Origin of the sequence: Allochromatium warmingii, from assembly GCF_900107145.1 — a bacterium.
In the GTDB taxonomy this organism is placed as follows: Bacteria; Pseudomonadota; Gammaproteobacteria; order Chromatiales; family Chromatiaceae; genus Thermochromatium; species Thermochromatium warmingii.
The window spans coordinates 74,823-88,631 of the sequence record NZ_FNOW01000001.1; the positions used below are offsets into that span (position 1 = coordinate 74,823).

Sequence of the window (13,809 nt, forward strand, 5' to 3'; positions counted from 1 at the left end):
GTCCGATGTCGTCCCTGCAATCGCCCGGAGAGACACCCTTTAGCCAGATGCAATATCTGGACGTATTGGACACCTTGCGTCAGGTGCCCGACGGGAATCTTGCGGTGTATATCCATGTGCCATTCTGTCATGTGCGCTGTTTGTATTGCGCCTGTGACACCACGGTCACGCATAGCTTAGAAAAGGTCGATCAATATCTCGACGCGCTCGAACGCGAAATGGCGATGGTCACCGAGCGCATCGGGCGACGGCGACCGTTGCAACAGCTTCATGTTGGCGGCGGCACGCCAAATCATCTCAATGAGCCGCAATTAGCGCGGTTGATGGAAATTGTTGAGCGTCATTTCACCCTCACCCCTGACTCTTGCACGTCGATTGAATGCAATCCGCGCCGAGCGTCAGTCGGTCAGTTGGAATTGATTCGCGGTCTCGGATTTAAGCGCATCAGTTTTGGCGTGCAGGATCTCAATACGGATGTGCAGCGGGCGATTGGACGGGTGCAGTCGCTCAATATGGTGCGCGATGTATTTTTGACCGCCCGCCAGACCGGATTTGCAAGCATCAATCTTGATCTGGTCTATGGTCTGCCCTTTCAGACGCCGCGTGGCTTTCAGGCAACGCTCGATCAAGTGCTCGATCTGGGGCCGGATCGCGTCGCCTGTTTTAGCTACGCTCACGATCCCGCCCGCCGCCCCCATCAGCACGCCATCAATACCGCCCATCTCCCGACCCCAGCCGAAAAACTCGCGCTCTTTCATCGTGCCGTGCGGACGTTTACGGAAGCCGGCTATCGCTGGGTGGGGCTGGATTTATTCGTGTTCGAAGACGATGAACTCTATGATGCACAGGTCGCCGGGCGGCTCTATCGCAATGCCCTCGGCTACACCACCAGCGCCGACCGACAGGTGCTGGCATTCGGGCCGAGCGGTACCGGCGAGATCGCCGATGCCTTGATTCGCAACGAGCGCGATCTGCGCGTGTGGCAGATGCGCTTAAATAACGGTCAGTTTCCGGTTGCTTGGGGACGGCGGCTCGACGAAGCCGACCGGCGGCGGCGACAGGCCATGCTTCATCTCATGTGTAATCTTCAGCTTCCGGCCAGTTCAGCGGCCGATCTTGACCATGAATACGCACAGCTTTGCCGCAAGGCCGAGCAGGGACTGGTCGAGATTTCGGACGCGGGCATTCGGGTCACTCCGCAAGGGCGCTATATCCTGCATGGTCTGTGTTCCGATCAGGACGAGTTGAGCGATTACAGTAGCAGCCAGTGGCGTTTTAGGATGTCCTCGTGAGTCAAACCGACAATCATGGCCGTATCGGCCCCAATGCGATCATTCGCGTTTATGAGGCGCTTAACGCGCAGCATGATCCGCGTGTTACCGAAGCGGTGTTCAAACGCGCCGACTTGACGGCGTACCTTGACGCGCTCCCCGAAGCGATGGTGCCCGAAGCCGAGGTAATCGCGCTGCAACAGGCATTGCGCGACGAGCTGGGCATCAGCGCAGCGCGGGCGGTATCGCGTGAAGCTGGCCAGCGTACTGGCGATTATCTGCTGGCGCGGCGCATTCCACGTCCGGCACAGGCGCTGCTGAAGCTGCTACCGGCAAAGCTTGCCAGTCGCACCCTGCTCAAGGCGATCTCGCGCAATGCTTGGACGTTCATCGGTACCGGACATTTTGCGGTGCTATCGGACAATCCGCCGCGCATTGAAATCACCTATGCGCCGCTGTGCCGGGATGTGCAGGCCGATGAGCCGGTGTGTGATTTTTATGTTGGCACCTTTGAACGGCTGTTCCGCGTGCTGGTGCATCCGAACACAGTGTTTACGGAAATCGCCTGTCAAGCGATGGGCGATCCGACCTGTCTGTTTGAGGGGCGTTGGTCATAACTCTGGCTACATGCCCGTCTGATTTGAGCTGGTTGAATGCGCCCGGGCCGCTGCTGCTCGGGGACGATGCGGGTGTGCTGTATCTGGCGCAGCGCATCGCTGACCGGGCGGCACTGTTGCGGGCGACTGGCGTGATCGCCGGTCAGATTGTCATGGCCCCCGATGCACCGGCACGCGATCTGGTGCTAACCCTGCTGGCGCTTGCGCAATTGGGCGCGGGGGTGTTTCCGTATCGTTCAGGACGTGATCCAAGCGAATTGTTGACGCTGGCGCACCGAGCCGGCGTCGAATGGCGCTGGGATCCTGAAACCGCGACGCTTATTCCGCTTGCCCCGCAACAAACTATTCCCGCCGCGCCGGCCGCGCTGCTGATTCAAACCAGCGGTAGCAGCGGTCAACCCCAGATTGTCATGCACAGCGCCGCTGGACTCTACGCCTCGGCCAGTCGCGTCAATGCGCGGCTTGCGGTCACAGCGGCGGCGACTTGGCTGTGCTGTCTGCGCCTTAGTCATATCGGCGGTGCGGCGATGGTGTATCGCGCCGCACTCGCTGGAGCGCGGCTACGTCTCCACGATAGCTTTGATGCCCGAACTGTCCGGCGCGAGCTGGAATCTCATCATGTTACCCATGTCTCACTCGTCCCACCGATGCTGGCGCGGCTGCTCGATCTCGGTGATCGCGCACCGCCGACACTGCGCGTGGCGCTGGTGGGTGGACAGGCGTTGAGTCGTCCGCTGGCGGAACGGGCGCTGGCCGCTGGCTGGCCGCTCCAGCTCACCTATGGCATGACCGAAACCGGATCGCAGATTGCGACCAGCGGGCCGCTGACAGCGCAACCTGATGCACTGGATACCAGCTTGGCCGGTGCGCTGCTGCCGGATGTGGCGCTGGCAGCTACCGACTGTGAGGCCGACAGGCCAGCGCGTTTACGAGTACGCGGGCCGCTGCTAATGCTCGGTTACGCTAATCCTGAGCGCCGCCCCGGGCAGGGGCTAGATGCAGACGGCTGGTTTACGACGGCGGATCTCGGTTGCCTAACCGAAGCTGGGCAGTTGCGGCTACTTGGTCGCGCTGATAATCGGCGGGTAATCGGCGGTATCAACGTATCGCTGACACAGGTAACGCAGATGGTGCAAAACGCGCCCGGTGTTGCCGATGCGCAGGTTATTGCGACCGCAGATCCGATTTGGGGACATCGTCTGACAGTTGTGTATGCGGGGACATGCGACGAGCGTGAGCTGGCGCACTGGTGCCAAACCCAGCTACACGGCCCGACCTGTCCGCGTGCGTTTGTACGACTAGAACGGCTGCCGCTGCTCGATTCCGGTAAATATGATCGGGGGCGGATGGGGGAGTTGGTGGCGCAGTTAGAATCGGGCTGATTTTGATCGTGTTGCTAACGAGCGGGGCGCAACCGATCCACACTGCCGCTATCGCACCAAATCCGGTGCCCGCTGCAATCAAAAACATAATCAGCAGTTGATATTTGGCCGGTCATCATGCCGGGCATGACTAGGGTGCGTGTGGTGATTTGGTCAAGTCGCAGACTGGCCATGCGGCGTTATTCAGCGCCGCCGGTAGATCAAATCGGCGACCGGATGCCCGAGGCGCTCGCCGCGCTGCTCGAATTTCGTCAGCGGACGATGAGCGGGACGCGGGGCATAGCGGCCGACACCAGCGGTGTTCTCAAACCAAGCCGACGCGCCATCGAGAACCGTCAGCATCTGTTCCGCGTAGTGCGGCCAATCGGTCGCAGCATGGAAGATTCCGCCGGAACGAATCACTCGCGCCAGCAGCGCCACCAGTTCTGGGCTGAGAATGCGGCGTTTATGGTGGCGTGTTTTCGGCCAGGGATCGGGGAAAAAGAGTTGCACCGCATCCAGCGTATTTGGGGCGATCCCGTCGCGCAAGACTTCGATGGCATCCTGACGCATCACGCGCAAATTAGTCAGACCGCGCCGCTCGATTTCAAGTAATAAATGCCCGACGCCCGGACGATGCACTTCAATTCCCAGCCAATTCCGCGCCGGATCGCGCTCGGCCATTTCCGCCAATGATTCGCCATTGCCAAAACCGATTTCAAGCACCACCGGCTGTGAATTACCGAATAGCGATGTGAAATCCAGCGCGGCAGCGGTGGGCGACCAACTCACGCCGAAATGTGGCCAGAGATCATTAAAAGCGCGTTCCTGCGCACTGGTCAATCGCCCTTCACGCAATACAAAGCTACGAATGGCGCGACGCGGGGGCGTATTAGAACCGCTATCCGAGACAATCACGGGATTTCCTAAAGGGTGTGAAATACAGTATTGAACCGCAAAGACGTAAAGAACACAAAGTTTTTTAAATTAAAAAAATTGAGAATCTTTGCGTTCTTTGTGTTCTTTGCGGTTCAAGCAATTAAAAAAACAACCCTTCAATCGGCGATGACGCTGATGCAAAGCGTTTAGCCGGCATTCGTCCAGCTAAAAATGCCTCACGTCCGGCTTCAATCGCTTTGCGCATCGCACTCGCCATCAGCACCGGATTTTTCGCCGCCGCAATCGCGGTATTCATTAACACGCCATCGCAGCCCAATTCCATCGCCACTGCCGCATCGGATGCGGTACCGACTCCGGCATCAACCAAAATCGGCACCTTAGCATTTTCAACAATGGTGCGAATATTCAGCGGATTGCGAATGCCTAATCCTGAACCAATCGGCGCAGCCAGCGGCATCACCGCCACGCAGCCGAGTGCTTCTAATTCACGCGCTACAATTGGGTCATCATTGGTATACACCATGACCTGAAAATCATCTTTCACCAAAATTTCAGCGGCTTTGAGCGTTGCCATCACATCCGGAAACAGCGTTTTTTCATCGCCGAGCACTTCGAGCTTGACCAGATTATGCCCGTCGAGCAATTCACGCGCTAACCGACACGTGCGCACAGCGGTATCAACATCATAGCAACCCGCTGTATTTGGCAGAATGGTGTACCGCTCTGGCGGCAGCACATCGAGAATATTCGGCTCATCATTATTTTGACCGATATTCGTGCGCCGCACCGCAATGGTGACGATTTCCGCACCGCTGGCATCAATAGCGCGGGCGGTTTCGTCCATATCCTTATATTTACCAGTGCCGACTAATAACCGCGAGCGGTAAGTCCGACCGGCAATAACGAGGGAATCCGTCGATGATGAACTAGACATAAGTATCAGCCGTTACAAACACATCAAAAAAAGCCGTCGCCTATGAATCAGCAATTCAACCGCCGCCGACGGCCTGAATAATCTCCACGCGGTCGCCGCTGATTAAGTGGCATTCAGCGAAACGACTACGCGGCACCAATTCCGCATTCACCTCGACGGCAAAGCGTTGCCCAATTAAATCTAATTGAGCGATCAGATCGGCTAGGCAGAGATCGTCAGCGATCTCATGCGGTGCGCCATTCAAAAGAATGTTCATAAAATCAAATCGTGATTGCAGTGAACGATAAACACGGATGCGATAAGATGAACAAGATGATTCAATCTCTATAGAATTAAACAAAATAAATCCTGTCAATTCTGAGCCATCCTGTTAATCCTGTCTTATTCAATCAACGCACCTGATTCGCGTCCTGTCCGAGCATTTCTGGCGTCACTAGGGTGACACCGCCGGCGCTGACCTGAAATCCGGCGCGGCGGTCGGCTTCAGCATCGACCCCGATCTGTGTCCCTTCCGGCAAGCGGCAGTAACGGTCGAGGATCGCTTTGCGCACAATGCAGCGTCGCCCAATTTCGACATCAGGCAGGATCACTGAGTCACTGACTTGGGCATAAGAGTTCACGCGCACATTGGAAAATAGTAGCGAATGGCGCACCGTAGCCCCCGAGATGATGCAGCCACCTGACACCATTGAATCGACCGCCATGCCGCGCCGGTCATCGTCATCAAATACGAATTTAGCCGGTGGCAGTTGCTCTTGATACGTCCAGATCGGCCAGTGTTCGTCGTAGAGATTGAGCGGCGGCGTGACGCCGATTAGCTCCAAATTGGCTTCCCAAAACGCATCCAGCGTGCCGACATCGCGCCAATAGGCTTGCTCGCCGCTGCGCGGATCGCGGAAGGTGTAAGCCATGACGCGATAGAGCTTGATGACATTCGGAATAATATCCTTGCCGAAATCATGGCTCGATCCGGGCATATCCGCATCTTTGAGCAATTGTTCAAACAAAAATCCGCGATTGAACACATAGATCCCCATTGATGCCAAGCAGCGATCCGGCTGGTCGGGGATGGTCTCGGGAGCGGCCGGTTTTTCGGCAAAGCGGCGCACGCGCCCATCGTTATCGACCGACATCACGCCAAATTCTCGCGCCCGCTCAACCTCGACTTCCAGACAGCCAACGGTCATATCTGCGCCGCTTTCGACGTGATGGGCGATCATCGCGCCATAATCCATCTTATAAATATGATCGCCAGCCAAAATCAGGATGTACTCGGGATCATGGTCGCGGATGATGTCGAGATTCTGAAATACCGCATCGGCTGTGCCCGCGTACCACGCCGTTTCGGTCACGCGCTGTTGCGCTGGCCAGAGTTCGACAAACTCGCCGAACTCCCCGCGCAAAAATCCCCAACCCTTTTGAATATGCAAAATCAGCGAATGGGCCTTGTACTGCGTCAATACCCCGATGCGGCGAATGCCCGAATTGATGCAGTTTGACAACGGAAAGTCGATGATGCGGAACTTACCGCCAAAGGGCACCGCCGGTTTAGAGCGCCAGGCGGTGAGCTGCTTGAGACGGGAGCCGCGCCCCCCAGCCAGGATGAGCGCCAGCGTGTTACGGGTCAGGCGACTGATGAACCTGGGGTTGGTGTGGGGCATGATTCCTCCGGCTTCACACGACATACAAAGGATTGAGAACCGCCTTATGATACCATCCCTGCGTATTCCAATCCCCAACGGTACAGGAACGATATGGCCAACGCGACCCGCTCCGCCCCCCAGCTCCCGGACACCTTGCAGCGCATCATCGAGGCGCGTCATCACGACCCCTTTGAGGTGCTCGGACGCCACGAGGACACCGGCCGGGCGGTCGCACGGGTGTTTTTGCCGCAAGCCGAGCGCGTGCGGTTGGTGACACCGGATGCCGCGATGGAGCGCATCGAGGGCACGGATTTCTTTACTTGGGAAGGGCCAGCGGCAGACTTACCGGCGCGTTATCAGATCGAATGGCTCGACGCCGATGGCGTGACGCACGTTCAATACGATCCCTATTGTTTCCCACCCGTGCTCGGCGATCTTGACCTGCATCTGTTCGGCGAGGGCAAGCATTGGCACATTTACCGCATTCTCGGCTCGCATCAGGTTGAAGTTGAAGGCGTGACCGGCATCCGTTTTGCCGTCTGGTCGCCGAATGCCGAGCGCGTCAGCGTGGTCGGCGATTTCAACGCTTGGGACGGACGCGCCAACCCGATGCGCGTGCGCGGCGGTTCCGGCGTGTGGGAGCTATTTATTCCTGGGCTAGAAGCGGGCGGCTTTTATAAATACGAAATCCGCGACCGCGCCACTCATATTCATATCAAAATCGACCCCTATGCGCAGGCATTTCAAGAGCGTCCACAAACAGCCGGATTATTAGCTGTCGAAAGTGCCTTTACTTGGACAGATACCGCATGGATCACGCGCCGTGCTAAAACCAATTGGCAGCAAGCGCCGATGTCGGTCTATGAAGTCCATCTCGGCTCTTGGCGACGCGATCCCGATGGCAATTTTCTCAATTATCGCGTGCTGGCGCATGAAATTGCCGCCTATGCTCAAGAACTCGGTTTTACTCATATCGAATTGATGCCGATTACTGAGCATCCGCTTGATGCGTCTTGGGGCTATCAATGTACCGGCTATTTTGCGCCGACTTCGCGTTTTGGCACGCCAGATGATTTGCGCTATTTTGTCGATTATTTCCACAACCTCGGTATCGGCGTCTTGCTCGATTGGGTACCAGCGCATTTTCCCAAAGATGCCTATGCGCTGGCGCGTTTTGACGGCACGGCACTCTATGAACACGCCGATCCGCGTCTTGGTGAGCATAAAGATTGGGGCACACTGATTTTCAATTTTGGGCGCAATGAAGTGCGTAACTTCTTACTCGCTAGTGCGCTCTATTGGCTGGAAGAATTTCATATCGACGGCCTGCGTGTCGATGCCGTCGCCTCGATGCTGTATTTAGATTATTCGCGTAATGCCGGTGAATGGATTCCGAATAAATACGGCGGCAATGAAAATCTCGAAGCTGTCGATTTTATTCGGGAATTAAACATGGTCACCCATGAGCAATTCCCTGGCACCCTGATGATTGCTGAAGAATCAACCGCTTGGCCAGCGGTATCACGTCCGACCTATTTGGGCGGTTTAGGCTTTAGCATGAAATGGAATATGGGGTGGATGCACGATACCCTATCTTATATGCAGAAAGATCCGATTTATCGTCATTTCCATCACGATTTGCTGACATTCGGGCTACTCTACGCCTTTACTGAAAATTTCGTGCTGCCGTTTTCGCATGATGAAGTCGTTCACGGCAAAAAATCGATGCTCGATAAAATGCCCGGCGACGGTTGGCAAAAATTCGCCAGTCTGCGGCTGCTCTATACTTTCATGTTCAGCTATCCGGGCAAAAAGCTGTTATTCCAAGGCTGTGAATTTGGACAGGGCAAAGAATGGAACTTCGCCGGTCAACTCGATTGGGAGTTAATGGAACGTCCGCCCCATCAAGGCATGCATCAACTTGTCTGCGATCTCAACCGAATTTATGCTGAATTACCGGCGCTGCATGAAGTGGATTTCGATGCCGGTGGTTTTGAATGGATCGACTGTCACGATAGTTCGCAATCCGTGCTGAGTTATATTCGCAAGGATCGCAATGGCAAAACGCTGATTGCCGCAGTGTTTAATTTCACCCCAGTGCCGCGAACCAATTATCGCATCGGTGTGCCCGAAGCGGGCTTTTATCGTGAAGCTATTAATTCAGATGCGGAATTATACGGCGGCAGCAATGTTGGTAATCAAGGCGGTGTGATGGCCGAGCCAGTGAGTTGGATGGGGCGGCCACATTCGCTCTTGATTTCTCTGCCGCCGCTCGCTGGTTTGATTTTAGTGCATGAGCCGTTGACCGCTGCATCTGGCACAGTGACCGATGTCAGCGCCGCACCGCTCACCGCATCTGAAGCCACAACATTGGATGCCCAGGATGTCAGCGATCAGGCCGCTTGACGATCCAGAAACGCTGGAGCGGGCGCGGATCAATCAGGAGACCGCCCGCTTGCCGTGGCGCGAGCTGCAACGCTTGTTTGCGCAAGGGCGGGTGATTGCGGTCGCGCCAGAGCTGGATTTAGTCGAGCTGGCGCTGCGCTGTGCGCGAGATGACGCGCCGACCATTGCGGCTAATTTGGAGCAGGGACGCCTCGCGCCGGTTAGCGATGCGCAGGCGCGAGCATGGTTGGCAGCAGATGCGGAGGTGTGGGCGGTGGTGGTCAAGCCGTGGGTGTTGGTACAGCAGATGTGCCCGACATCTTCTGTCGAATAACGCTAATCTATCATTCCAACGAAATCCGCAACGCCGCTGCCGCTGCCAGCGGCGCTAAAGTCAGAGCCGCGAGCAAAAACGCACTCAGTAACAGCAAATACGGTTCTGTATCAGCGAGCGCAATCCGGCTCACCTCGACCGCCCCCGCGCCATACACCAGCACCGGAATATAGAGCGGCAAAATCAGCAGCGCGAGCAAAATCCCGCCGCCGCGCAGTCCCAATGTCAGCGCCGCACCAATCGCTCCGATCAGACTCAAAATCGGCGTGCCAAGTAACAGCGCCAGCAGCATCACCCCAATCTGTGTGTCCGAAAGATGGTACTGCATCCCGACTAGCGGCGCGATCAGCACTAGCGGCAGCCCTGTCAGCAACCAGTGTGCGCTGATTTTCGCCAATACCAGCAGTGACAGCGGTTGCGCTGTCAAGAGCATCTGTTCCAAAGTTCCGTCTTCATAATCGGCGGCAAATAGCCGTTCGAGTGCCAGCATCGAGGCCAGCAGCGCTGCAACCCAAACCACGCCCGGCCCCAAAATCTGCAATACCTGACGCTCGGTGCCGACGCCCAGCGGAAACAAACTGACCACGATGATGAAAAAAAACAGCGTCGTCAGCACGTCAGTGCGCCGCCGCAGCGCCAGCAGCAGATCGCGCTTGAGCACACACCAAAACACTGCCCACATGCGCGTTAGTCTCCCAAATCGAGTCGGGCGACCTGGCCCGAGGTCAGCGGTACAGCTTGATGGGTGGTCAGGATCGCCAACCCGCCGTCAGCGATATGCGCGGCAATCAAGCCCTGAAGCAGCGCCACAGCTTCGACATCGAGCGCGGTAAATGGCTCATCGAGCACCCAAAGCCGAGCGCGACTGAGCATCAGTCGGGCGAGAGCGACGCGCTTTTTTTGCCCCTGCGAGAGCATCCGCGTCGGTAAATCTTCAAAACCACGCAAGCCGATACGCGCCAATGCCTGCCAGATGTCCGCCATTGCGACTGGATCGCCGTCGAGTCGCGCCGCAATCGCTAGATTTTCGAGGCCGGTCAGATCGGCTTTGATGCCGTTGAGATGGCCAAAATACAGCAGCTCACGCCGGTAGTCCTCCGCTAACTCGCGGATCGACTCGCCGCGCCAGCGGATCTCGCCCGCTTCGGGCGTGAACAGACCGCAGAGCGTGCGCAGCAACGTGGTTTTGCCGCTGCCGTTGCGCCCGCGTACATGCAGCAGCGTCCCCGGCTCCAGCGTCAGATTGAGATTGCTGAACAAGCGCCGATCCCCGCGTCGGCATTCGAGGGCATGAATCTCAAACATGGTGCGCGGTGTCCGCCGCTGCGTCTGGATGTTGCAGCAGCCAGCAATGATGAATGCGCGGATTGCGAGCGAAGTCACGCGGCAGCGTCTCGGCGCTGAGGTCGGTGATCCGAAAATCCGCTAAAGCAGCGTGATCGAGGTGGAAACGGCGCAGATTATTCGAGAACAGCAGCCGCCCGCTGGGTTCGAGCAGGCGCATGGTCGCGTGAATGATCTCGACATGATCGCGCTGAATATCGAGCGTGCCCTGCATTCGTTTAGAAGTCGAAAAACTCGGCGGATCGAGAAAAATCAGATCAAAGCGGCGCACGCCGATCATCGACGCAATCCAGCGCAGACAGTCGGCTTGGATTAACTGATGCTGTGTACCCTCAATGCCATTGAGTTCCAGATTGCGTCCGGCCCAATCTAAATAGGTGCGCGAGAGATCGACTGTCGTCGTTGCGCTTGCGCCACCGTTAGCGGCATACACGGTCGCGGTGCCGGTGTAGGCGAAGAGATTGAGAAAGCGTTTGCCCGAGGCCAGCGAACCGATCAAGCGGCGCACATCGCGATGATCGAGAAACAGCCCGGTGTCGAGATAATCTTCAAAATTGACCCAAAACTTGTGGCCATATTCGGTAACAGCATGAAACCGTCCGGTTTCGGCCAAGCGTTCGTATTGCGCATGACCTTTCTGCTGCCGGCGCACCTTGAAAAACACCTGTTCGCTCGGCACGTCGAGCACGTCGGGAATCACGCCCAGCGCCTCGCGCAAACGCTGCCGCGCCCGTTTCGGATCGACACTCGCGGGCGCGGCATATTCCTGTACATGCACCCAGCGCCGCTCGCCGTCATAGAGATCAATCGCCAGCGCATATTCCGGCAAATCGGCATCATAGATGCGCAAACAGTCGATGCCCGCGCTCTGCCGCCATTTGCGCAATGCCTTGAGGTTTTTCACCAGCCGATTAGCCAGCATGGTCGCGCCCGGACTCCGCGCTTCTACGGGCAGCGGGCGCGGCAGATGACTGATGAAATAGGTCGGCTCGACCTGAAAACTCAGCAACCGACACTCAATCGGGCCGTTATAGAGCGTGTGCAGCTTGATCGCCCGCAGACCGAGACTTTTGCCCAGCTCTTGGCTTGCAGTAAAAACCGCCGCCCGCCAGCCGACAAATCGTTCTTTCAGCACCGAGCCGAGTCGCGCATATAACTGGGTTAAATCTTCATCTGCGCCGAGCCGTTCGCCATAGGGCGGATTGACGATCACTAAGCCTTCGTCGTCCTCGCGTCCGGGCCAGCAATCGGCCAGCTCGCGGCGCTCAAAATGGGCGAGTCCAGCCAATCCAGCGCGTTCCAGATGGTGCAATGCGGTGCGAATCGCGTTCGGGTTGACATCATAGCCACGCAGTGAATAGGCACTAAGTCGCTTGAGTCCGGCGGTGCGCCTGAGCCGCGCTTCGGCTAACAGCCGTTGCCATGCTGTGTCGGCATGTTGCGTCCAACCGTGAAAGCCAAAGCGGTCGCGCAGCAGCCCGGGGGCGATGTCTGCGGCAATCAAGGCTCCTTCGATAATCAACGTTCCGGAACCGCACATCGGATCGAGCAATGCTCCGCCCTCGGCGGCGATGTCTGACCAGCCAGCGCGGAGCAGCAGCGCAGCGGCGAGATTTTCCTTCAGCGGCGCAGCAGAACCGGCCTCACGATAGCCGCGCTGATGCAGTGATTCGCCCGACAGATCGAGGCTAAAGGTGAGCGTGTCGCGCTGGCCGTAGAGATGAATCCGCAGATCAGGATACTCAGGATCGACACTCGGACGCCGCCCATACCGCCGATTGAAGCGGTCGGCGATAGCGTCCTTGACTTGGAGAATAGCAAAATGTGGATTGGTGACGCCCTCAAGTTGGCCGTCGAATTGAATCGCAAAGGTACGATCCGGCGTCAGATGATCCTCCCACGCGATGTCGAGGGCGCGGTCGTAGATCTCATCTGGGCCAGCCAGTGCCACCTGCGCCAGCGGCAGCAAGATGCGATTCGCGATCCGTGACCAAAGACAGGCGCGATAGCCGTCCTCGATGCGACCGGAAAACCGCGCTCCGCCGCGTGTTTCCGTCGCGCCCGTCATGCCGAGTCGGGTGAGTTCTTCGGCCAGCAGACTGCCGAGATGCTTGGGTGCGGTCGCAAAAAACAGATGATCGGACATGCGTGAGTGGGAAAGCTGTTCCATTTAACTTGAGCAAACTTGCTCAATAGATTTATCTGCACTTGGTTGACGCGGCGAACCGCCCAACTCAAGCCCTTGACGCTCAGTGGCGCCAGCATCTGTCAACACGTTTGAGCAAAAATCAGCGATCAGTTAGCGGCTCCGGTTATTTTGTTTGGGTCAGTCCTTGTTGAGCAGATCGCCGAGCGCAGCGAAGGGATTAAAGGTCGCGGTGGTGCCGCCGCCGGCGCTGGGCTTGGCCGGTTTGCCGCTGCCGCGCACGAGCGTCGCTAAATGCTCTTCGTATTTTTGGTGCTCATTGTCGTGACAATAAATACACAACAGCTCCCAATTGCTCCCATCGGGCGGGTTATTGTCGTGATCCATGTCTTTATGATGCACGGTCAGTTCGCGCAAATTCTCACGGCTAAATGTCCGCGCACAGCGCCCGCAGACCCAAGAATAGAGTTTTAAGGCCTGATCGCGGTAACCGGCGGCGCGTTCTTCGCTGGCTTTGCGGGCGTTGACGACGACCTGATCGAGTTTGGCGGTGTCGATGGGCTTGCCGGTTTTGCCGTGGCGGGGCGGAGTAGGGGTGGCCATGAGTCGCTGCTGTCTCGTAGGCGGGAGCGGATGCGCCGAACCGTGCGTGGTGTTAAAGCAATCCACAGCGGCGCTGACGCGGCGTTTAGAACGAGGCATTTTGCCACGAGAGCACAAAGACGCGCTAGAGATTCGGCAGCGGCGGCGTACCCGCTCCGCTAGGCATCCGGTTTAAACTGATAGCCAAATGTGACTGGCCGATTGATTGGCTGGGTTTTGATTCAATTCGCGTTGATAGGTTGATTTGCTTTGATTGGCTTTGACAGGACGT

Annotated in this window: 13 protein-coding genes and 1 pseudogene; 5 read left to right on the top strand and 9 right to left on the bottom strand. The window is 57.2% G+C overall.

Annotated elements, in window-relative coordinates; genetic code table 11:
* Nucleotides 1-5 precede the first annotated feature (5 nt).
* Genes hemN through BLW10_RS00355 form a run of 3 tightly spaced genes read left to right on the top strand, consistent with a single transcriptional unit; the run spans nucleotide 6 to nucleotide 3,270 of the window.
* Nucleotides 6-1,292, top strand: a complete 1,287-nt coding sequence (hemN, locus tag BLW10_RS00345; RefSeq protein WP_091331398.1) for an oxygen-independent coproporphyrinogen III oxidase — start codon at nucleotides 6-8, stop codon at nucleotides 1,290-1,292.
* On the top strand, nucleotides 1,289-1,888 hold the full coding sequence (gene bchJ, locus BLW10_RS00350) for a bacteriochlorophyll 4-vinyl reductase (RefSeq protein ID WP_091331400.1): 600 nt from the start codon (nucleotides 1,289-1,291) through the stop codon (nucleotides 1,886-1,888). The genes hemN and bchJ overlap by 4 nt, the downstream gene beginning before the upstream one ends.
* A 23-nt stretch (nucleotides 1,889-1,911) precedes the next feature.
* A complete protein-coding gene (locus BLW10_RS00355; protein ID WP_245709032.1) occupies nucleotides 1,912-3,270 on the top strand; it encodes an AMP-binding protein in 1,359 nt (452 codons plus the stop codon).
* Between the two features lie 19 nt (nucleotides 3,271-3,289).
* Here BLW10_RS00355 and BLW10_RS14500 read toward each other — a convergent pair.
* The 5 genes and pseudogenes from BLW10_RS14500 to glgC all read right to left on the bottom strand — a co-directional run.
* A pseudogene (locus BLW10_RS14500) lies at nucleotides 3,290-3,376 on the bottom strand (ABC transporter permease); the annotation flags it as partial.
* A gap of 77 nt (nucleotides 3,377-3,453) precedes the next feature.
* Complete coding sequence (gene trmB / locus BLW10_RS00360) at nucleotides 3,454-4,167, bottom strand: tRNA (guanosine(46)-N7)-methyltransferase TrmB (protein ID WP_245709033.1); 714 nt, start codon at nucleotides 4,165-4,167, stop codon at nucleotides 3,454-3,456.
* A 121-nt stretch (nucleotides 4,168-4,288) separates the two neighbouring features.
* A complete protein-coding gene (locus BLW10_RS00365; protein ID WP_091331402.1) occupies nucleotides 4,289-5,083 on the bottom strand; it encodes a thiazole synthase in 795 nt (264 codons plus the stop codon).
* A 55-nt stretch (nucleotides 5,084-5,138) separates the two neighbouring features.
* The gene (thiS, locus tag BLW10_RS00370) at nucleotides 5,139-5,339 is read right to left on the bottom strand and encodes a sulfur carrier protein ThiS (RefSeq protein WP_091331403.1); all 201 of its coding nucleotides are present in this window, start codon (nucleotides 5,337-5,339) and stop codon (nucleotides 5,139-5,141) included.
* A 133-nt stretch (nucleotides 5,340-5,472) separates the two neighbouring features.
* Entirely contained in the window at nucleotides 5,473-6,744 is a 1,272-nt protein-coding gene (glgC, locus tag BLW10_RS00375; protein WP_091331405.1) for a glucose-1-phosphate adenylyltransferase, read from the bottom strand.
* Nucleotides 6,745-6,837: 93 nt separating this feature from the next.
* Here glgC and glgB point away from each other — a divergent pair, with 93 nt between their 5' ends.
* Together glgB and BLW10_RS00385 are read left to right on the top strand one after the other, a co-directional pair.
* Nucleotides 6,838-9,132: a 1,4-alpha-glucan branching protein GlgB gene (glgB, locus tag BLW10_RS00380; protein WP_245709034.1), complete on the top strand. Its 2,295-nt coding sequence runs from the start codon at nucleotides 6,838-6,840 to the stop codon at nucleotides 9,130-9,132.
* A complete protein-coding gene (locus BLW10_RS00385) occupies nucleotides 9,110-9,445 on the top strand; it encodes a DUF2288 domain-containing protein (protein WP_091331407.1) in 336 nt (111 codons plus the stop codon). Before glgB ends, BLW10_RS00385 begins: the two co-directional genes overlap by 23 nt.
* A 10-nt stretch (nucleotides 9,446-9,455) precedes the next feature.
* On the opposite strand, the gene ccmB is transcribed toward BLW10_RS00385, so the two are convergent.
* The 4 genes from ccmB to BLW10_RS00405 form a co-directional block, all read right to left on the bottom strand.
* Nucleotides 9,456-10,127, bottom strand: coding sequence for a heme exporter protein CcmB (ccmB, locus tag BLW10_RS00390; protein WP_091331409.1), 672 nt, complete (start codon nucleotides 10,125-10,127; stop codon nucleotides 9,456-9,458).
* A gap of 5 nt (nucleotides 10,128-10,132) precedes the next feature.
* Nucleotides 10,133-10,750, bottom strand: coding sequence for a cytochrome c biogenesis heme-transporting ATPase CcmA (gene ccmA, locus BLW10_RS00395; protein WP_091331410.1), 618 nt, complete (start codon nucleotides 10,748-10,750; stop codon nucleotides 10,133-10,135).
* On the bottom strand, nucleotides 10,743-12,935 hold the full coding sequence (rlmKL, locus tag BLW10_RS00400; RefSeq protein WP_091331411.1) for a bifunctional 23S rRNA (guanine(2069)-N(7))-methyltransferase RlmK/23S rRNA (guanine(2445)-N(2))-methyltransferase RlmL: 2,193 nt from the start codon (nucleotides 12,933-12,935) through the stop codon (nucleotides 10,743-10,745). Before rlmKL ends, ccmA begins: the two co-directional genes overlap by 8 nt.
* A 180-nt stretch (nucleotides 12,936-13,115) precedes the next feature.
* Nucleotides 13,116-13,538 carry a YajD family HNH nuclease gene (locus BLW10_RS00405; RefSeq protein WP_091331412.1) on the bottom strand — a complete coding sequence of 141 codons (423 nt, stop codon included), beginning with the start codon at nucleotides 13,536-13,538 and terminating at the stop codon, nucleotides 13,116-13,118.
* Nucleotides 13,539-13,809 lie beyond the last annotated feature (271 nt).

Excerpts from the sequence above, each read along its gene's own strand:
- hemN (WP_091331398.1), top strand. The coding sequence starts at position 6 with ATGTCGTCCCTGCAATCGCCCGGAGAGACACCCTTTAGCCAGATGCAA.
- BLW10_RS00365 (WP_091331402.1), bottom strand. The coding sequence starts at position 5,083 with ATGTCTAGTTCATCATCGACGGATTCCCTCGTTATTGCCGGTCGGACT.
- thiS (WP_091331403.1), bottom strand. The coding sequence starts at position 5,339 with ATGAACATTCTTTTGAATGGCGCACCGCATGAGATCGCTGACGATCTC.
- glgC (WP_091331405.1), bottom strand. The coding sequence starts at position 6,744 with ATGCCCCACACCAACCCCAGGTTCATCAGTCGCCTGACCCGTAACACG.
- glgB (WP_245709034.1), top strand. The coding sequence starts at position 6,838 with ATGGCCAACGCGACCCGCTCCGCCCCCCAGCTCCCGGACACCTTGCAG.
- BLW10_RS00385 (WP_091331407.1), top strand. The coding sequence starts at position 9,110 with ATGTCAGCGATCAGGCCGCTTGACGATCCAGAAACGCTGGAGCGGGCG.
- ccmB (WP_091331409.1), bottom strand. The coding sequence starts at position 10,127 with ATGTGGGCAGTGTTTTGGTGTGTGCTCAAGCGCGATCTGCTGCTGGCG.
- ccmA (WP_091331410.1), bottom strand. The coding sequence starts at position 10,750 with ATGTTTGAGATTCATGCCCTCGAATGCCGACGCGGGGATCGGCGCTTG.
- rlmKL (WP_091331411.1), bottom strand. The coding sequence starts at position 12,935 with ATGTCCGATCATCTGTTTTTTGCGACCGCACCCAAGCATCTCGGCAGT.
- BLW10_RS00405 (WP_091331412.1), bottom strand. The coding sequence starts at position 13,538 with ATGGCCACCCCTACTCCGCCCCGCCACGGCAAAACCGGCAAGCCCATC.